Genomic DNA, 19,200 nt, shown 5'->3' with positions numbered 1-19,200 from the left:
CGACTGCCGACGCAGGTTGGAAAACCTCCTTGGCCACTGAGCCTCTCCCGGTATCCGGCTGGCACGCTGTGCGACGAGAGGGCAGGACGGTCGTGTTCGAGGCGGAGCAGGACCAACGCGGCTTCGGATCGCGCCGATCCGCCAGGGGGTCAACGCTAACCGTCACAGGCCTTGAAGGGCTGGGGGCTGGTGAGGGCGTCGCCCTCTTCCGTCTGCTCCCAGAGCTTCCCTCTAGGTGTCTTCCGCTTGCCGGGTTGGGTGCTGTTGCGGATCGTCGCAGTTCAGGGCCGACGATGCCGTAGCTTCACAAGACAACCGCTGGGGCGGAAACGATGCCGACCGTCAGCGCCGTGTAGAGAGGCTGTCGTATCGGCGTGCGAGGTACGGTGGGTTGAGCCGGTGGATCCAACGTCTGTCACGTTTCGGCTGCTCGTCGTCGCTGACGATGAAGACGACGACGCTTTCGCGGTCCGGGCCGCCGAAGAGGCCGTCGTGGGCGAGTGAATCCAGAGCTGCCACACACGTCTCGTACACCTGCGCCCTGAAGGCTTCGGGGTCGAAGTCGTCTCGGTCCAGGCGGGCCCACTCATATGCGCGTAGCTGCGTGCAGAACTCGTCGAACCGTTGTTTCTCGATGCCTTCGAATGACCACTCGGGTGGGCTCCAGGCGTACAGGTCAGCGTCAGAGGGGTCGTTCGCCTGCATGCGAGCCAGGTGATCTCGTGTGTTCGCGGCGCAACAGATGGTTATAGCGTCCGCGTCGGAGTAGAGGGCGTAGCCGCATACTTGGTTGGGGTACTGCTCGGTAAGCTTGACGAATGCTTCGCGGGTGGCTTGCCGAACCTCGCGTTGAAGGACGTTGAAGTCCACGAGACCCAGTGAGCCTTCCTGGTAATGCGCTGCTCATGCTGCGTAACGATCAAGGTATTGCCGGACCCTCGACCGATCTTCGAGCCCTGCTGTAGAGCGGTGTGAAGCCCCTGGTACGAGTGGGTCTTTCCGCAGATCAACTTTATGCCGCGAGGCTTCAGGTGGACTCTATGGTGCCATACTCCGCTGTGCTCGATGTTCGGGAGGGTGCGGTGTTTTTCCTGGCGCGGCTGCTGTGGCTGCACCGCCGCGAGTTGGGCACCCGCCGGGGCCGGCGGGCGCTGGGCTGCTACCGGCAGGCGGTGCTGGTGATCCGCTGGTATCTGGACGGCACCCGGCTGGCGCAGCTTGCGGCGGACAATCGGATTGGCGGGTCGACGGCCTACCGGTACCTGCACGAGGGCATCGACGTGCTGGCCGCGCTCGCCCCAGAACTGGCCGAGGCGATCAACGCTGCTAAAGCGGCAGGTCACCGACATCTGAACCTGGACGGCACGGTGGTGCGCACCGACCAGTCTGCGTACCCGGGACCCAACGGCGCGGACCTTTGGTGGTCCGGGAAGCACAAGCAGGGGCAGCCGGTGGTTCTGACCGGTGTACTGCTGCGCCCGGTGTGTTGACCTCCGAACACCTGGGTGGCGAAGTCGATAAAAGCCCTCGTGTCGTCGGTGGCGACGCACGGCGCAACGGTCGTGTAAAGAGCCGAGTCGCTGGGTTGGGGGTCTACGCTTTCACCGTTGCCCATTACGTTCAACGGCCCGGCCTCCGGAGAGGAAGCCTCGGAGCGTTCCCAGATCCCGGATCGCTCCGGTCGTCTGCAGAAGGGACAATGCGATGAATCCTGATATGCGGACCAGGGCCGCACTTGAGGAACACTGGCGGGCATCGGAACGGGGGGATACCGAAGCCGAGCACGCCATCTACGCTGCGGACGCGATCCTCGACTACCCCCAGTCAGGTGAAAGATTCCGGGGCCGCGCGGCGATTTCGGCGCAACGTGGCAGGCACCCTGCCAGTCGGCACTTCACCGTCCACCGGATCGTTGGCAGCGGGGATCTGTGGGTGAGCGAGTGTGTCATCACGTACGACCGGGTGCCCACCTACTCAGTGAGCATCATGGAATTCACCCACGGGCATGTGGTGCACGAGACGCAGTACTTCGCGGACGCTTTCGGTGCGCCTGAATGGCGGGCAGCACTCGCGGAGCCCATGCCGGGCAGAAAGATCGCCAGGGCCTGACCCAGGGCCACAGGCTGTCCCGTACCGTGGCGCCGGAGGTTCCCAAGGCCATGCTGCCGCTGCCTCGCCACACGGCCGACCGGAGCGCCGGTGCCGGCCCGGGAGGCAGGGGTGCCCTGCCGGCACAGTTCCACACCCGGTTGATGGCGGGCCCGGCTGCGTAACAGCCCTCCGACCGGCCGTCGTTGGCCTGGAATGCCCCAAGTCGTCGCCTGAACGCGACTTTGACGACCTGTCCGGAATATCGGGGGCCGTCGCGTTCTCCGTTCTCGTACAGAGGTGGCGTACCGGCCATTCCCTCGCCTCCTGCCTCCGAGGTCCAGGGACTGTCCGGTGAGTCAGGGGCGGAGCCAGAGACGTACGGCAGCAACGGTCGCGGAAAGTGTGCGCGAAGGAGACGAGGGTGGCGTGGTGGTGCCGACCGTTCCAGGCGTGGCCCTCGAAGTGGGTCAGGCCCAGGGACTGCTTCATCCCGCGGTAGTCGTGCTCCACTCGACAACGTGGCTTCGCGGCACCGCCAACCTGCTCCTGGCGTCATCGCCCTCGGCCCCGCTCGGCTGTTACAAGACAGCGACACAGACCCGATGAACGTCTGCCCCCGCTGTGCCGTCGTTTCTAGTGACTACGCCAATCGGCACGTAGGTGCCCTATGGCGCGAAAGGCTGTTCTCATCATAGAAAGGGGCAGAACTGTGATGGTCTCGAAGCGGCGCTCCCTGCGCACAGCTGTCGTCGGTGTCCTCGGCGCGGCCTCCCTCGCCCTCGCGGGTACCGCGATGGCAGCAACCCCGGCCGCATACACCGCAACCCCGGCCGCATACACCGCAACCCCGGCCGCCGTCGCCCAGAAGGCCGTGCCCGCCGGGGCCGGCATCACGGCCAAGCCGTCGGTGTCCTCCGTCCGCGCCTGGCAGCTGTTCCGGGTCACGGGCCGGACCACCGGCCTCAAGGCGGGCAGCAAGGTGACCCTTCAGCAGAAGCAGCACGGCAAGTGGGTCAGCCTGCCCGCGTCCACGAGCATCTCGCGGGACGGCTCCTACTCGCTCGGCGTCAAGCTCGGACTGAAGGGCAAGAACGACCTGCGCATCGTCAGCGGCGCCACGGCCTCGCCGGTCTTCAACGTGACGGTCCGCTGAGAACCGCTCCCACCACGGCAGAGTTCGGCGGAGATTCCCTTCGCCGTGTCCGGCCCGCACGCGCAGGGGATGACCGCCTGACAGTCAGGGCAACCTCGTCCGATTCGTGCGCGCACGGTGCCGCGCGCTCGAGGTGGCTGTTGTGGGGTCTTTGTGGGTGAAGGCCGCGCGGAAGTCTTCCAGGGTGTGTGGCGAGCGTGACTAAGCCCTTCCCTCGCCGAGGGAAGGGCTTAGTGAGCGAGCGCTGGGCAGGCCTTGCACCTGCATTTCCCCGCAGGAAGCGAGGTGTCTTTCCTTGGACCACCAACGCAGCGTCAGTCGCCGTGAGTTGCGGCGGACTTCCAAGATCAATCATAGCGCATGCGGGCGTCAGCCGGCACTTGCCATCACGGAGGCGGTTGAGCGGCGGACCCGCTGCTCCGCCGAGGTCGAGGTTCGCGCCGTCCCGGGCCGCTGGGAAGTCGACCTCGTGATGGGCGTGCGTCCCTCGGGACAGCGCGGCGCGTGGGCGCCCGATTCCCTCCTGAACGCTCCGAGAGGCACACCCGTACCCACCGCCCAGCGCGGCATCGAGGCCCAACGACGGACCGGTGTCCTCGGCTGATCACGCGCTCCCGAACGAGTGGGAGACCATCGGACGGGATCGAGCAGAGCCCTTGCTTGACCTTCACCTTGGGGGAGCCCACAGCATCAGTGAGGCCGGGCGACGTGCCCGGCATGAGGAGGAACGAGCATGGGGCTGCTGACCATCGGGACGTTCGCGAAGGCGTCCCGGCTGTCGCCGAAGGCGCTGCGTCTTTACGACGAGCTCGGCCTGTTGACCCCCGCTCGCGTCGACCCGGTGACCGGCTACCGCCTCTACGCACAGGAGCAACTGGACCAGGCCCGACTGGTCGCCTGGCTCCGACGCCTGGGGTTGCCTCTCGCCCGGATCCAGCAGGTCTGCACGCTGGAGGCAGGCCCGGCGTCCCAGGAGATCCGCGCGTTCTGGGCCCAGGTAGAAGCCGACACTGCCGCACGGCGGGATCTTGCCACCTTCCTCATCGACCACCTGTCCCGGAAGGACCCTGCCATGTTCCCGACCGCCACGCCCCTCGAAATCCGTTACGCCGCCCTGTCCGACACGGGCCTTGTCCGCAAGAGCAACCAGGACACCGCCTACGCCGGGCCCCGCTTGCTCGCTGTCGCCGACGGCTACGGCAGCCAGGGAGCCCCCGCGAGTGCGGCCGCCGTCGACGCACTCAAGCACCTCGAAACCGGCAGTATCCCGGTCGGCAATCTCCTCAACGTCCTTGAAGACGCGATCGAACAGGCCAAGCAGGCCGTCCTCGGCCTCGCCGGGGGCGGTTCTTCCCCCGAGGAGGCCGGCACGACACTCACCGCGATGTTCTGGACCGGATCGCAATTGGCCCTCGCCCACATCGGCGATTCCCGCGTCTACCTCCTGCGCGACGGAGAGCTGTTCCAGATCACCCACGACCACACCATGGTGCAGTCGATGGTCGACGAAGGGCGCCTCAGCCCGGAAGAAGCCGCCTCCCACCCCCAGCGGTCGCTGCTGATACGAGCTCTGAGCCAAGGAGCCGACGCCATTGCCGACATGCGCCTCCATGACGCACAGCAGGGAGACCGATACCTGCTCTGCTCCGACGGTCTGTCCACCGTCGTGTCGACCGGGGAGACCCGCCGGGTGCTCTCGGAGATCGGCGAGCCCGAGCAGGCGGTCCGCGAACTCATCGCCCTCGCCAACGGCTCCGGCGGCCCCGACAACGTCAGCTGCGTGGTCGCCGACGTCATGGAGCTTCAGCAGTAAGGCAGTAAGAGCGAGCGACATGCACCAGATCCGCTCTCAGGAACTCATCCGCGAGGCCGACAAGTACCGGCTCGTCCAACAAGTCAGGCGACCCGAGCCGGTTCCCCGAGCCATGGGAGCCAGTACGTTGCGACAGGCTCCACGGCGCCTGCCCGCCCGGCTGCGCGGGTGAACCATCAGGCTGCCCACGGTTGAGCGGGACATCAACCGCCAACTCGTCCCGCTCAACCGTAGGCACAGGTCATCGCCCCACCCTGCCCACAGATGTCTGGGGCAGGACAGTCACAGCCGGTAAACGATTACCCGACTGTGGCTGGAGGGAGGGAGGGAGGGAGGGAGGGAGGGAGGGAGCGGGCGGTCGGCGTCCCCGTTCGGTCGGTGGGCGCTGTGTCGAGCGCACGTGCGAGGATCGCGCCGTGAACGATCTGCACTTCCGCCTCGCCGACGAAGCCGACCTCGCCACTCTCGTTCGCCTGCGCGACGATGCTGCCCGCTGGATGATCGCCCAGGGCAATACCGGCCAGTGGCAGCCCGGTGAGCTGGACGAGGACCACTTCCGCCGGATCATGGCGACGGGCGAGGTCTGGCTCGCCGAGGCCGAGGGGCGTGCGGCCGGGGCCTGGGAACTGTGGTGGGCGGACGAGGAGGCCTGGGGACCGCAGCCGCAAGTGGCCGGCTATGTGCACCGGCTGATGGTGGACCGCAGCACTGCCGGGCCGGGAACGGGGCGGTTGCTGCTGCGAGCTGCGGAGCACCGCGTGGCCGTTGCGGGGCGGGAGTACATACGCCTGGACTGCCTGGCCGGCAACGTGCGCCTGAACACGTACTACTTGGACGACGGCTACCGGCTCGTCGGCCACAAGGCGGGTAAACCGCAGCCAGGCGCTGCACCCAAGTCGTTCACGCTCTTTGAGAAGACCCTGCGGGTCGGCCGCCAGGGCTGAGCAACCTCGGCCCGGACTGCGAGCCCGCTGAGGACGACCATGGCGCATGGGGAGGCCCCATGGACCGTGCCGCTCGCGGCGTCGGTGGTCGGCTGCAAATCGTTCGTTGCGCGCTGACCAGTACTCCGGGCGGCGCGCTCATGGCCGGCTGTCGGGCAGAGTCACAGGGGCGACGGCGCCGGTGAGGCACTCGGCACGGGGGAGCAGTGCTCCGGGACGTCGCTCAGAGGCTGGAACGTGGGACCTGCGGCCGGCGTGGCCTGCTGCGGCTCTCCTGCGAGTTTCGCAGGGGCCGCGGCTGCGGCTGTCTCGCGCAAAGACGCCGCCACTCCTTTTTTTGGCTTTCATCAAATCCTCTTCTTCGGCTGTCCGGCACCGGACCCACATGCCCGGACCCACAACGGCCCGCCCGCAGGGCGTCGCGTCCTCGCCGGCCCGCGGTCGGAGCACTGATGCGGTTGGCCACCAGGACTTCATCAACGATAATTCGGCCAGCGGGAGTGATCCGAACGAAACGCCCAAGGCGTGCGCGTGCGAATGTGAGCGGCGCATCGCGCCGCACGGCCATTACAGAGTGTGGGGAGACCTGCCGCGCGTGCGAGCAGGTGCCACTGAGCGTGCACCTCTGCGAGCACCGGCCGATAATCTTGCTCAGCGGCCGAATACCGCGGATCTGGATCCGGCGAGGAGTATTGCGCCGTTGCGGGTCTCCCCATCACTCGATCCGATCACGATCGGACGAGTTCGATGCGTTGCTTATTTCTGCGATCGAAAGTGGTTGAGCATGGTGGTAATGGAGAGGGCCAACGTTCTGACGGCGGCGGCAGACAACGATGCCCGTATGTGGGCTGTGTGCTGCGCGTGATGTCGGCGCCATCGAACACGACTGAGGACACTGCGGAACCTCTCGTTTCGCCGGTCAGTTCGCACAACGAATGGGACCCGCTGGAAGAGATCATTGTCGGGCGTCTCGACGGTGCGACAATCCCCTCCAGTCATCCGGTCGTGGCCTGCAACATCCCATCAGGGGCGGCGCGGTTGCAGCGGTTTGCTTCGGGCTTCAAGTATCCGCGCATGCTGATCGAGCCGGCGCAGCAAGAGCTCGATCGGTTCATTGCTCTCCTGCAGTCCCTCGGTGTCACGGTGACACGCCCGGACGCGGTCGACCAAAGGCAACGCTTCGGTACCCCCGATTGGTCGTCGCGTGGTTTTTGCAACACCTGTCCGCGTGACAGCTTGCTCGTGATCGGCGACGAGATCATCGAGACTCCGATGGCATGGCCGTGCCGATATTTCGAGACCCACTCATATCGCGCGCTCCTCAAAAACTACTTCCGGCGCGGTGCGCGCTGGACGGCGGCGCCGAAGCCGCAGCTCGTTGGCGCACTGTTCGAGGAGGATTTCCGCATCCCGGAGGTCGGCGAGCCCGTGCGCTACATCCTCACCGAGTTCGAGCCGGTCTTCGACGCGGCTGATTTCGTGCGCGCGGGGCGCGACCTTTTTGTTACGCGGAGCAATGTGACCAACCAAATGGGCATCGACTGGTTGCGCCGCCATCTCGGTCCTGGCTATCGCATCCATGAGATCGAGAGCCGCTGTCGCACGCCGATGCACATCGACACGACCTTCCTTGTGCTCTCGCCCGGTAAGGCGCTGGTCAATCCTGAATACATCGATGTCGACCGACTGCCCGAAATTCTGAGCTCATGGGACATCTTGATCGCGCCCGAGCCCAACCCGATCGACGATCCTCTACTCAAGATCACTTCGATGTGCGGCAAGTGGCTCAACATGAACGTTCTCATGATCGACGAGAAACGAGTGATCGCGGAGCGGCACCACACCGACATGCTGCGTGCGCTGGAAAAGTGGGGGTTCGAGCCGATTCCGTGCGACTTGCTGCACTATGCGCCGTTCGGCGGCTCATTCCACTGCGCGACACTCGATATCCGGCGTCGCGGGACGCTCGAATCATATTTCGATTGATCGGTCCGCCGATCGTAATCACTCAAGGTCCATACACGGCGTCTCGGCCGGTGTGGGCCACCACACGGTTCTTGTCGGGCCTCCCTCGACAGCACCTGCGGAGCTTGCGGGGCCGGCGGGGCGGTTCGCGGTGCCGGACGGGGCGGAGATGAGCTCAATGAGCAGCGGCGATCCGTCGGTGTGTCCGTGCGTGCCTGAGTGTCATGGTGTCAGTGAAAAGTAGTTCTCTTCTTCCTGGGCGAAGTGCAGTCGCAGGACGGTGTGCAACCCGTAGAGGCAGGAGCGCAAGTCGCCGAGTTGATCGGGTGTCAGGCAACCGCCGGCGTGGGCCAGGCGCAGGTGGGTGGCGATGCGTCGGGCCAGGCGTTCGATCTCGGTGTGGGCGCGGCTCATGGTGGCGGTGGCCTCGGGGCCGCCGAGCGTCGGGGCGAGTGCCGGGTAGAGCTGGTGTTCTTCGGCGTACTCGTGCGGAAGGAGCCGTTCGGTGAGCAGCCGGTGCGTCTCTTCGACGGCCGCCAGGGCCTTGTCGTCGGGGCTGTCGCAGAGACGGTCGGCGGCGTCGCGTACGGCTTCGAGGACATCCTGCAGGTCGTCGTGTTCGGCCGCGAAGCGGTGAACGAGCGCTTCAGCGGCCGGGGTGAGGGCCGGTCGCGTTGTCCGGTCAACGCGCAAGGCACGTAGGGCGTTGAGGATCACCGCGACGTCGATGCCCTCTTGGAGCAGGGCGCCGGCGGCGGGCGGGAGCAGGCCGGCGGCGGCTGCGACCATGGCGGCCAACGACATCAGCATGCCGCCGAGCGCACTCTGTACGGCGATACGCCGGGCGCGTCCGGCGATGGCGACGGCGTCGGCAAGACGGTCCATGCGGTCAGTGGTCAAGACGATGTCGGCGGCCTCGGAGGAGGCGGTGGAGCCGCGGGCGCCCATGGCGACCCCGATGTCCGCTGCGGCGAGCGCGGGGGCGTCATTGACCCCGTCGCCGACCATGACGGTGATGGCCCGGCCGCGTTCGGTGCGGACCGCGGCAACCTTGTCCGCGGGGGCGAGTTCGGCCCGTACGCCGTCGAGGCCGAGGACGCTTGCCACTTCGTGCGCCGGTTCGGCACGGTCGCCCGTGAGCATCATGATCCGCTCGATGCCGGCTGTGCGTAGGTGTCGCAGGGTTCTGGGCACATCCGGGCGGATGGGATCACGCAGGAGGATGGCGCCGACCAAGTTCTCGTCGACGCTCAGCCAGGCGACGGCCGCCCCGTCGAGCAGCGCGCGATTGTCCTGGGCCCGGGCCCAGGCCGGGGGAGCATCTTGCGTGTCGACACGGCCGACCGACAGCCGGTGCCCGTCCACGGTGCCCGAGGCGCCTCGGCCCGGTTCCTCCGTGACGTCCGAAGGCACCGACAGTCCCAGCCCGCGTTCCCGGGCGGCGTCGACGATGGCGTGGGCGAGCACGTGCGGCGAGTAGTGGTCGACCGAGGCAGCCAGACGCAGTATCTCTGCGGGCTTCCACCCTGGTGCGGCAGCGATGTCCAGAACGCGCGGACGTCCACCCGTGAGGGTTCCGGTCTTGTCGAGCAACAGAGTGCGGGCGCGGCCGAGGTTCTCCAGCGCGCCGCCGTCGCGGATCACCACGCCGAGGCGGGAGGCACGGGACAGGCCGGAGACGATCGCGACCGGTGCGGCCAGCAGCAGGGGGCACGGGGTGGCGACCACCAGGACCGCGACTGCCCGGACCGCGGAGCCGCTCAGGAGCCAGGCCAGTCCGGCCACCGCGAGGGACAGAGGAAGGAACCAGGCCGCATACCGGTCGGCCAGGCGGACCACGGGGGCGGACTCCGCGCCGGCCTGCTGTGCCAGCCTCACGATCTCGGCGTAGGTACTGTCCTGTTCGGTAGCGGTGGCCCGCAATTCGAAGGCACCGCCTGCGTTGACCACCCCGCTGCGCACTGACTCGTCCGGCGCCCGCTCGACGTGGAGCGGTTCACCAGTGAGAGCCGACTCGTCAAGGACAGCGGCGTTCTCCAGGCGGCCGTCGACCGGAACCACTTCGCCCGGGCCCACCACGAGCAGGTCACCGACGCCCACTTCGGCCAGCTTCACGGTGTGAACGCCAGCGTCGGTGAGTCGACGGGCCGTGCGGGGGGCGTGCTCCAGCAAGGCCCGCAGGTCGTGGGAGGCCCGCCGCTGAGCGGCGGTCTCGAGCGTGCGGCCGGTGGCAAGCATCAGGGCGATCAGGGAACCCGCCAGGTACTCGCGCACGGCCAGGGTGCCGCCGAGGGCCAGGACGGCGATCAGGTCCACGCCCGCCTGACCTCGGTGCAACGCAGCCAGAACCCACCCCACCGCTGGGACGATGGCGGATACGGTGCCCAGGCCCCAGAACAGGTCAGCCAGGCTGTCGGCGCCGACCACCCAGGCCACTCCACCGGCCGTGAGGGCCGCTGCCGCAGTGGCCAGCAGCGCCGGTTCGAGCCCCGCGGACAGGGCTGCTGCCAGACGGCGAACCGGTCCTGTCCCGGCGGAATGCCCCATGGCTCACCTCTGCCGTTCCGGATTTATGGACTGCAGCCCCATGTCCTGCCTCTCGCCCCCCTACCTGTTCACGACACACCGGCATCAGCACCGTCAACAAGGGCGGCGGCCACCTGCCAGGGCCGACCGGACGGTCCACAGGTTGGGCGACAGAAGGGGCATCGCCCACTGCCTGTCCAGTGGAACCGGAACGCTCCAGAGCTTGGCCGGGTGAAGCCGCTGCGTTCGGAGAACTCACGCGAGGTCCGCGCGCACCACCTTGCATCCGGCCGAACAGCAACGCACGCGGAGCCCCGGCCGGTCCACCTCCAAGCGTGCCCATCGAAGCAGCTCTGCGCCAGCCAGACCTCGTCGGGGAAGGCCTTCGACTCTCGTTGGGCTGGTGGTGCTGGAGTCAGAGGAAAAGAGCATGCCCATGAAACAGCCGGTGGTGCGCAATGGCTACCACCGGCCCCGGAAGGTCACTACGGCGGTCGGCGTGATCGAGGTGAAAGCGCCGCGGGCCGACGGCAAGCGCGTCGATGGGGCCACCGGCGAGCGCAAGCGATTCTCCCCCGCGATCCCGTCGTGGTGCCGCAGTCCCCGAAGATCAGTGAAGAGATGCCCCTGTTCCAGCTCCACTGCCTGTCTTCGGTCGACTTCGTGGCCGTCCTGGAGCAGCTCCTGGGCAGTACGTCCGGCTTCCCCCGGGCGACCACCGGCTCACCGCGCAGTGGCAGACCGACCACAAGGCGTTCAGCGAGCGTGACCAGTCCAGGTCCGACTACGTCTACCTCTGGGCCGACGGCACACACCTGCGCATACGCCGACTCCTGGGCCGGCCTGCGACGCGACTGTGTCCCGCGCGGCATGTGCGCCCCGGTCCGGATTACTGCGGAGCAGGCGCCCGGCCCCGTGTCGGCGCCGATGGGGAAGTCACTGCGTCTTCTCCTCGACGGTGTCGGTGACGTGGCCGAGGCCGAGGTCGTCGGCCACGGTGGAGGTCGGGGTGTGGAGGATGGCGTCGAACGCGTCGAGGACAGGGGTGTGCAGGTAGGCGCTCTGGATCCGGATGCGGTCAGGGCCCGGGGCCAGGTCGGCGTCGCTGCCGGCCTCCGGGCGTGCCCGGTGCAGACCGGCGATGCTGAGTCCGAGGTCGGCATCGGCGAAGGCCGCTTCGATACTTCCCGGTTCGGGGGCGTCCAGGGGGGTGGGGTCGACGGTGAAACCGAAGCGGGTGTTTTCGTCGCGGCGCATCTCCGCCGTGTGTCCGGTGGTGCTGGTCAGGGCGAGGGCGACGTACTCGTCCCCGAGCGCGCGGTGCAGGTGCTGCCCCATCGGCAGTCCCGTGAGGTGACCGTTGAAGGAGACCGGTGTCTTCTGGATATGGGCGTTGTGAGCCGCCAGCACGACGCGGGTACCGGGTTCGAAGCGCCCGAGGTGCCACAGGACCGACTCGGCCATGTAGGCGTCCCGGGCCGACGTATCGGCGGTCAGCCCATTACCGGCGAAGAGGCCGGCCATGGCGCGGAAGGTGTAGTCGCAGTGGCAGGCGCCTTCGAGTCGGCGCACGGCGATGTCGTAGCTCTGCTGGTCGCCGCGGGAGACGTACAGCGGTTCGAGGGAGCGGAACCGGATGAGCAGGCGCATCAGGGTCGCGCTGAGGGCGTCCTGTTCGGCGGTGGCCAGGCGTGCCCACGCGGGCGCGGCGTCCGCCCCGGAGCCACCGGCGAACGATTCGGCGATCCGTATCGCCTCCTGGGCCGCCGGCAGGGTTTCGGGATCGATCCGGCGCAGGTAGTCGGCCACCGGGGCCAGGGCGGGAAGCAAGGATCCACCGGCCGCCGGGATGTCGATGCCGGCGAAGCGCACCGGTGGTGTGGCTGTGCGGTTGTGCCCGCGCATCCAGCGCAGCGGCCTGTCGACTCCTACGGGGATCGTCGCGTCGAGGTGGGCCGACAGGTCATCGTCCGTCCCCTCGCCCAGGGCCCATGCGTCAAGAGGGAAGCCTTCGCTGAAACCGTATTCGAAGGCCAGGACGGTGAAACCACAGCGTTCGACCAGGAACCGCAGGATGCGCTCGCGCATGAGCGCGAACTCGTCGATGAAGTGGGAACTTTCACCGATCGCCATGACGCGGGCATTGCCGATGATGTCACGCAGCGGCTCCAGGTCGTAGCGGCGCTTCACGGTCGAGGTGGGTGAGCGGGACGGCATGGGTGCGAAGCCAGTCGGCGAACGCGTTGTGCTGGGACGAAGCAGGCATGTGAACACTCAATTCTCGGTGCTGGAATGTGAAGGGACAGCCGGTACGGGAGCGGGCCACCCCTTGTAGGGCGACCACCGGAGTTCGGCAATCTGGCCGTGAAGCCGTTCGGCCCCACCGCGCACAGCGTTTCCTCGGGAGGAGCCCGGGTTTCGCAGGGCGGTCGTCCTCTGTCAGGGTTCGTCCAACAGATCGGCGGCGGGCCTTGACGTGTAGGAGAACTCACCGACCTCGATCAGCGGCGAGGTGATCAGCGGCTTGAGCAGTGCCACCCGTGGCTGCTCGGGCATCGGATGCACCACGGTCGGGTCGGCGGGAACACGTGCGTCAAGAAGTGCTTCCTTTCCGAAGGGATGTCTGCGGGTCTGGAGGGCCTCAGGCCTTGGCGGTGGACGTCGCGGTCGGCTGCACGGCCAGGTGGGCGCCCCGCCAGCGCCGACGCAGCCGGCGATCATGGCTGACGATGACGACGGCGCCGTTGTAGCCGGTCAGAGCGGTTTCCAGCTCCTCGACGAGGGCGGGTGACAGATGGTTGGTGGGTTCGTCGAGCAACAGGAGGTCTGACGGCTCGCTGAGCAGTCGTGCCAGAGCGAGACGCTGCCGCTGTCCGGTGGACAGCCGGCCGACCGGCACCGTGAGCTGATAGCGGTCGAACAGGCCGAGGGACAGCAGCCGGTCGGTGTACCCGGCGGCCTCCCCCGCCCGCCCACGGGCGAAGGCGGCCAGTACGGTCTCGTCCGGTTTCCCGGGGCGCGGCTCTTGGGGGAGGTAGCCGACCCTGCCGCGGCGCCTGACGCTCCCGCTGTCGGGGGCGACTTCCCCGGCCAGGACACGGAGCAGGGTGCTCTTGCCCGCTCCGTTCGGCCCCGTGATCAGCAGGCGTTCGCCCGCCGTGATGGTGAGGTCGGTGCGGTCGAGCCGGTCGGTGACGGCGATGTCGGCGGCGTCGAGTACGACGCCCTGCAGGCGGCGGGCCCGCAGTACGGGGGTGAAGCGCAGCGGCTCGGGCGGGGGCGGGACCGGGTCGGCAAGCAGGCGGCGCAGCCGCTCCTCGGCGTTGCGCACCCGGCTGGCCAGCGACTGCTGCACTCGGCCTCCCGCCCGGTCGTAGGCCATCTTGTTGCCGTCCTTCATCGGACGGCCGTGGGCCACCTGGCGGGCGGTGGTCGCGGCGGCCTCGCGAAGCCGGTCGACGTCGGCCCGCCACTGGTCGTGCGCCTGGACCCAGCGTTGCCGGGCAGCCGCCTTCTCGGCGAGGTAGCCGGTGTAGCCGTTGCCGTACCGGACGACGCGGCGCCGGTCGGCGTCCACCTCCAGCAGGCTGGTGGCGACACGTTCGAGGAAGACCCGGTCGTGGGAGACCGCCACCGTGCTGCCCCGTCGGGTGCGCAGCTGATTTTCCAGCCAGCTCAGGGCAGCCTCGTCGAGATGGTTGGTCGGCTCGTCCAGCAGCAGCACCTCCGGTGCGGCCGCCAGAACGGCCGCCAGCCGCAGCCGGACCTGTTCTCCGCCGGACAGACTGCCCACGGTACGTTCACGGCCCACCAGCCCCAGGCCGAGGCCGTGCAGGGCACGTTCCACCCGGGCGTCGGCATCGTAGCCGCCGCGCAACTCGAAGACCGTCATCAGTTCGCCGTATTCGGCCATGCCCGACTCGTCGCCATCGGCCATCGCGGCCTCCAGACGACGCATTCGCTGCTCGACTGCGCGTAGATCACTCAGGGCCCGGTCGATGACCTGCTGGACGGTCGCCTGCGGCGCCAGACGCTCGTCCTGAGCGAGATAGCCGATGCCGCCGGCCGCCTGGACGACGACCTCCCCCTGATCGGGCCGTTCACGCCCGGCGAGCAGGCGCAGCAAGGTGGTCTTGCCGGAGCCGTTCTCGCCGACGATCCCGGTGCGCTCGCCCGCGGCGAGCGAGCAGGTCACCGAGTCAAGGACGAGCCTGCCGTCGAAGGACTTGCTGACGGCGAGCGCAGTGATCTGTGTAGGCATGCAGGCACTCCAAAGCATTCGAGAACAAGGCGGCCGTCAAAGGCCGCGCGGCCGGGCGAACGCTTCGGAAGAGCATCGATCGATCACTCCACTAGTGCGACAACTGATGTTTTAAGATGCTGTCATATCACCGTCCCTCTGAGCAATCGGATTACCAGCGATGACTCCCATCGACCCAGGACCGGAATGCACCCGGCCGCCTCCGACCCGACGCCGGCCCGGAGGCCGCACCGCCCGTATTCGTGCGCAGGTACTCGACGCGGTCCTCGCGGAACTCGGCGAACACGGTTATGACGGGCTCACCATGGACGCCGTCGCCGTCCGCTCGGGCGTGCACCGCACAACGGTGTACCGGCGCTGGGGGGACGTCGGCGGCCTGCTCGCCGACGTTCTCGACGCGGCGAGCGACGACGACTGGCAGCCACCGGACACCGGCTCACTGGAAGGCGACCTGGCAGCACTGAACCTGGAGATCCAGACAGCCCTGACTGCACAGCCACCGATCGTCGCAGCGCTGATCGCCGCCTCGTTCCGCTCCGAGAAAGCCTTTCACGCCCAACAACGGCTCTGGGAGGACCGATACGCCCGCTGCGAGATCGTCGTCAGCCGGGCTGTCCGGCGCGGCGAACTCTCACCGCACACCGACGCCCGGCGACTGCTCATCGTCGCCACCGCGCCGCTGTACCACCAACTGGTGCTTCTCCGCACACCACTCGACCCGCACCTGCCCGGCCATGCGGCCAGAACCGCCGCCCTCGCCGCAGCCGCCGGCGCCTTCGCCGCGCCCCCGTCAGCGGTCCACACGTGAGTGGGGGCTTCACCGGTCCGCAGCCCTTCGAAGGCTCGCACGGTGTGTTTCACGGGCAATCGCCTGTGAAACGCCGTCACCCGGCGGACGTGTCCAGGGCGATTCCGGACGTCGGCCTTCCCGTCGTCCCACCTGGAGTCGACGCCGGCGACGAGACCGGGGCGACCAGGAAGTCCGTCGGCGCGTCGGCGGGCGACGGAAACGGCCGCAGGGGAACAGGTCGAAGGCAGCTGTCCAACGCCGGAAGGAGGGGCCTGGGAAGGTCGTCGCAACTGGCTTGGTAGGCGGCGGTGATCGTGGCCTGCCGTAGGGAGAACTGCGGGAGGCATCTGCTCAGCGGTTCCTGCTCGGGCACGGGGTGGCTGTCCTCGAACCACGCGGCGACGCCGAGGTTCAGGCCCGGCCGCAGCCGGCCGGTCTCATCTCCACCGAGAACGACTGGGCCCTGATGTCCGCCAAAGGGCCATCCGGCACCGTCACGGTCACGTTGTACCCCGCCGGTCGCGACCCGGGGCCCGATCCGCTTCAGTGGGACGAGATCGCCGAAGCTGTCGTCCGTGCCACCGCCGGTCGGCTGATCCTGTGTATGGCCGAGGGCTCCACCAACGATCACGAGGACACACCGATCGCGGCTCAACTCCTATGGCGTGCAGGGCGGAGACCAGCCGATCGCAGAGCACTGCCTGCGGCCTGGAGGTGCGCGCTGAGCAGATCCGGGGATGCCACCACGGCGGCCATGGACGCTGCCTGGCCGACGTCCCGTTCTCCAGGAAGACCGGCCCGCGACGGTGACGCCGAGCTCCTCTCTCAGCTCGCGGGCGGCAGCGGTGGAGGGAGACTCGCCTTTGTCGACGGCACCGCCCGGCAGGAGACAGGCATCGCGGTAGTCGACGTGCTGAATCAGGACCCGGCCGCGCCGGTCGGTGATCAACATCGAGACGCCTGCCCACAGGGCGGCCGAGGCGCGAAGGGTCCCGTACTCTTCGTCGGTCATTGCTGTATTGGGCAGCTCGCCGGGGTCGGACGTCATGGTCATGTCCCTACCTTTCTCCTTGGGTTGATTCAGGTCAGTTGTACGGTCCGGCGACCGGGGGAGACGGGGAGGGGCAGGCGGCTTCAGACGGTGAGCCGATGCGGTTCGCCCTGGACCGGCCCGGGCGTGAGCCGCGTGAAGTGTTCGGTTCGGATGATCTTGTGGCGGGTCTCTTCGGGCAGGCGGGCGAGGATGCCTGACGGGGAGCGCTCGCGGGCGACTTCGCCTTGCTCTCATCAGGGGGCGCCTACGGTGCCCCTGGACCCCAGGCGAACGTGCGCACGCGCTCGGAGACACGGAAACGCTGGCTGGAATTCTCCCTCCGTAGCAGGCCGGCGATGCGATCCCCGCAAGCCCGTCGGCCACCAGGTCCGTGGAGGCCTGCGCATGGGCGGGCCAGACGCTACGACGGCGCGGGTGTACATCGAGGAGCACTGGACGCCGTGCGTGCTCCGATCGGCGACGGTGCGGGACGGGCCGGCGGAAATCGGGCTCGCCTGTGGGGCGTAATCGAGGGCGATGTCAGTCTCCTGGTGCCGGTCCCGATCCGAGCGGCGCCCTGCGGAACCGTGTCGTACACGAGCCGCTCCTCATCCTGCCAGCCGTCGTGCGGCAGGATGAGGCCATGAGCGTAGTCAAGATCAACGTACTGACCGTCCCCACCGAGCAGCGGACGACGCTGGAGAAGCGCTTCGCCTCCCGTGCCCATGCCGTGGAGAACTCCGACGGGTTCGAGTGGTTCGAACTCCTCCGCCCTGTCGAAGGCACCGACAACTACCTCGTCTACACGAGGTGGCGTGATGAAGAGTCCTTCCAAGCCTGGTTGGAGGGCCCCATGAAGACGGCCCACCAGAGCGGTGACACGGAGAGCAGTGAGCGCCCCAAGCCGGCGGCGAGCCAATCCACACTGTGGTCCTTCGAGGTCGTGCAGCAAGCGGCGCCGCCAAGCGCATAGACAAGACGTCGTGCGAACAGCTTCGGCAGCGCCTTCGCATCACGGTCGGGACCGCGGTACCAGCGGAGGAGGGCCTGAGCGACCTGTTCCGATGTCGGGCCTGTCGTCGGTGAGGCGTCGCGGGCCGCCGTGCACCCTGCCCCCTGCTAAATGGACCAGCAGGGCAGGGATCCCGGTCCAGCACAGACGACCAACGGACCCATCGGGATTCTCACAGCGATTCCCGGATTCTCATGTGCCGACGGGATCGCAGGTCAGCCGGAGCAATGAGGTGACACGGGAAGCACGCCGCGCGTTCGCCACGAACTGAGCGGCACCCCCTGCCGCCGGCCCGGTGAGTCCGTCAGGTCAACCGACAACCGACCTGACGGACTCACCGACGTCCGCTGCGGTACGGGAGCAGCGGCTCGTATCTCATGACAGCCACCCCCTCTCATGACAGCCACCCCCGCCGCGCCGCCTGCCACACCAACTGCGTCCGCGTCGCGGCGCCGGCGCGCTGCATCAGCACCTGGATCCGGCGCTGCACCGTGCGCTGGCTGACCCGTAGCTGCGAGGCGATCGCCTTGTCCGCGACCCCGGCGACGACCAGGGACAGCAGATACCGCTCGTCGTCGGCGACGTTCGCGCCGGGCCGCGGACTGCCGCCGAAGTCGGCCAGCTCACCGGAGTCCGTGACGTGCAGCGGCGACGCCGCCGCCCACTGGCTCTCGAACAGAGCGATCAGCGCGTCGAGCAGGCTGCTGCCGTGTACCACCGCGGCCGTCGGCTCACCCAGCGAACCACCCGAACCGCCGTGCATCAGCGGGCAGATGGCGATCGAACCGTCCGCGATCACCATCCGCACCGGCAGCGTCCCGGTAGCTCGCGCCTGCTCACCCGCGCGGATACTCCGGGCAACGTTGTCGACCATGCCGGGCTCCTCCAGCAGAGCGCGCTCGTAGACAGCCTCGTACCGCACCCCACGGGCGAGCAGCTCCCACTCCTCGTCGTTCTCCGCCGCGGGCATGGCCACATGGCCGGCCTTGCAGAGCCAGCGCATCTCACTGGCCCCGTACGCCATATGACGCAGCCGCTGTCGGATCACACTCACCCCCGTGATCACCTCGACAAGCTGCCCCGCGTCGTGCCGCCGCCCCGCGGCCCGGTACTCCTCGGTGAGCTGCTCCACCCCCCGCCGCGCCGACTCCAGCGCCTCATGCCCACGCAGCAGCAACGGACGCAGCGCCGCATCGGGCGCCACCGGCACGTAGCGCACCGCGCCCCCCGCCGGCGAAACGGCCACCCGCCCCACCAGCCCCTTGTCGTGGAGCGAGGTCAACAGCCTGTGTGCCTGCGCCACTTCGAGCCCCAGCTGCTCCGCGATCACTGCGGCATCAGCCTCAGGCACCCCGACGAGGAAGCGGTACACCCGCTCTTCTGCCTCCCCGATCCCCGCGGCCTCCAGCATGTGTCCGCCTCTCACGACGCCCCCACCCACCCCATGTACCACCCAGCGGAAACAGCGTGATCTAACCACACCCGCACACCGGGACGACGTCCGCGCTATCACGTACGACGACCACCCGGCTTCGATACGCGCAAAGTGGCGGCGAGCGGACATGTCACTTCTTCGTCAGGCGCGGCCGTAGCGGCGGTGTCCCTTCCTGCC

Annotated in this window: 13 protein-coding genes and 2 pseudogenes; 8 read left to right on the top strand and 7 right to left on the bottom strand. The window is 68.2% G+C overall.

Annotated features, from left to right (window positions below; all coding sequences use genetic code 11):
• Nucleotides 1–342: 342 nt before the first annotated feature.
• Nucleotides 343–870 (bottom strand): DUF4303 domain-containing protein, encoded by a 528-nt coding sequence (locus ACF1B9_RS24170; protein WP_391743590.1) that lies wholly within the window; start codon nucleotides 868–870, stop codon nucleotides 343–345.
• 170 nt (nucleotides 871–1,040) lie between these two features.
• On the opposite strand from ACF1B9_RS24170, the pseudogene ACF1B9_RS24165 reads away from it, so the two are divergent.
• The 6 genes and pseudogenes from ACF1B9_RS24165 to ACF1B9_RS24140 form a co-directional block, all read left to right on the top strand.
• A pseudogene (locus ACF1B9_RS24165) lies at nucleotides 1,041–1,436 on the top strand (IS5/IS1182 family transposase); the annotation flags it as partial.
• 268 nt (nucleotides 1,437–1,704) lie between these two features.
• Nucleotides 1,705–2,109: a nuclear transport factor 2 family protein gene (locus ACF1B9_RS24160; RefSeq protein WP_391795939.1), complete on the top strand. Its 405-nt coding sequence runs from the start codon at nucleotides 1,705–1,707 to the stop codon at nucleotides 2,107–2,109.
• Between the two features lie 694 nt (nucleotides 2,110–2,803).
• Complete coding sequence (locus tag ACF1B9_RS24155) at nucleotides 2,804–3,244, top strand: hypothetical protein (protein ID WP_391743593.1); 441 nt, start codon at nucleotides 2,804–2,806, stop codon at nucleotides 3,242–3,244.
• A 733-nt stretch (nucleotides 3,245–3,977) separates the two neighbouring features.
• On the top strand, nucleotides 3,978–5,057 hold the full coding sequence (locus tag ACF1B9_RS24150; protein WP_391743594.1) for a protein phosphatase 2C domain-containing protein: 1,080 nt from the start codon (nucleotides 3,978–3,980) through the stop codon (nucleotides 5,055–5,057).
• 416 nt (nucleotides 5,058–5,473) lie between these two features.
• The gene (locus ACF1B9_RS24145; RefSeq protein ID WP_391743595.1) at nucleotides 5,474–6,001 is read left to right on the top strand and encodes a GNAT family N-acetyltransferase; all 528 of its coding nucleotides are present in this window, start codon (nucleotides 5,474–5,476) and stop codon (nucleotides 5,999–6,001) included.
• A gap of 864 nt (nucleotides 6,002–6,865) precedes the next feature.
• Entirely contained in the window at nucleotides 6,866–7,987 is a 1,122-nt protein-coding gene (locus ACF1B9_RS24140) for an amidinotransferase (RefSeq protein WP_391743630.1), read from the top strand.
• Nucleotides 7,988–8,188: 201 nt separating this feature from the next.
• Here ACF1B9_RS24140 and ACF1B9_RS24135 read toward each other — a convergent pair whose 3' ends face one another.
• The 4 genes and pseudogenes from ACF1B9_RS24135 to abc-f all read right to left on the bottom strand — a co-directional run bounded on the left by ACF1B9_RS24135 (nucleotide 8,189) and on the right by abc-f (nucleotide 14,753).
• Nucleotides 8,189–10,513: a heavy metal translocating P-type ATPase gene (locus ACF1B9_RS24135; RefSeq protein WP_391743596.1), complete on the bottom strand. Its 2,325-nt coding sequence runs from the start codon at nucleotides 10,511–10,513 to the stop codon at nucleotides 8,189–8,191.
• Nucleotides 10,514–11,428: 915 nt separating this feature from the next.
• Entirely contained in the window at nucleotides 11,429–12,709 is a 1,281-nt protein-coding gene (locus ACF1B9_RS24130; RefSeq protein WP_391743598.1) for an erythromycin esterase family protein, read from the bottom strand.
• Nucleotides 12,710–12,958: 249 nt separating this feature from the next.
• Nucleotides 12,959–13,060: pseudogene (locus ACF1B9_RS24125) on the bottom strand (antibiotic acetyltransferase); the annotation flags it as partial.
• A gap of 73 nt (nucleotides 13,061–13,133) precedes the next feature.
• Nucleotides 13,134–14,753: a ribosomal protection-like ABC-F family protein gene (gene abc-f / locus ACF1B9_RS24120; RefSeq protein ID WP_391743600.1), complete on the bottom strand. Its 1,620-nt coding sequence runs from the start codon at nucleotides 14,751–14,753 to the stop codon at nucleotides 13,134–13,136.
• A 160-nt stretch (nucleotides 14,754–14,913) separates the two neighbouring features.
• On the opposite strand from abc-f, the gene ACF1B9_RS24115 reads away from it, so the two are divergent.
• Nucleotides 14,914–15,561 (top strand): TetR/AcrR family transcriptional regulator, encoded by a 648-nt coding sequence (locus ACF1B9_RS24115; RefSeq protein ID WP_391743602.1) that lies wholly within the window; start codon nucleotides 14,914–14,916, stop codon nucleotides 15,559–15,561.
• A gap of 640 nt (nucleotides 15,562–16,201) precedes the next feature.
• Here ACF1B9_RS24115 and ACF1B9_RS24110 read toward each other — a convergent pair.
• A complete protein-coding gene (locus tag ACF1B9_RS24110; protein WP_391795941.1) occupies nucleotides 16,202–16,495 on the bottom strand; it encodes an NUDIX domain-containing protein in 294 nt (97 codons plus the stop codon).
• 724 nt (nucleotides 16,496–17,219) lie between these two features.
• Between ACF1B9_RS24110 and ACF1B9_RS24105 the strand changes: the two genes are divergently transcribed.
• A complete protein-coding gene (locus ACF1B9_RS24105) occupies nucleotides 17,220–17,549 on the top strand; it encodes an antibiotic biosynthesis monooxygenase family protein (RefSeq protein WP_391743605.1) in 330 nt (109 codons plus the stop codon).
• Between the two features lie 433 nt (nucleotides 17,550–17,982).
• On the opposite strand, the gene ACF1B9_RS24100 is transcribed toward ACF1B9_RS24105, so the two are convergent.
• Nucleotides 17,983–18,999, bottom strand: a complete 1,017-nt coding sequence (locus ACF1B9_RS24100) for a helix-turn-helix domain-containing protein (RefSeq protein WP_391743607.1) — start codon at nucleotides 18,997–18,999, stop codon at nucleotides 17,983–17,985.
• Between the last annotated feature and the right edge of the window lie 201 nt (nucleotides 19,000–19,200).

This window comes from Streptomyces sp. NPDC014727, from assembly GCF_043083485.1.
In the GTDB taxonomy this organism is placed as follows: Bacteria; Actinomycetota; Actinomycetes; order Streptomycetales; family Streptomycetaceae; genus Streptomyces.
Note: the sequence above shows the minus strand (reverse complement) of the source record. Positions and strands in the feature narration are given on the sequence as shown.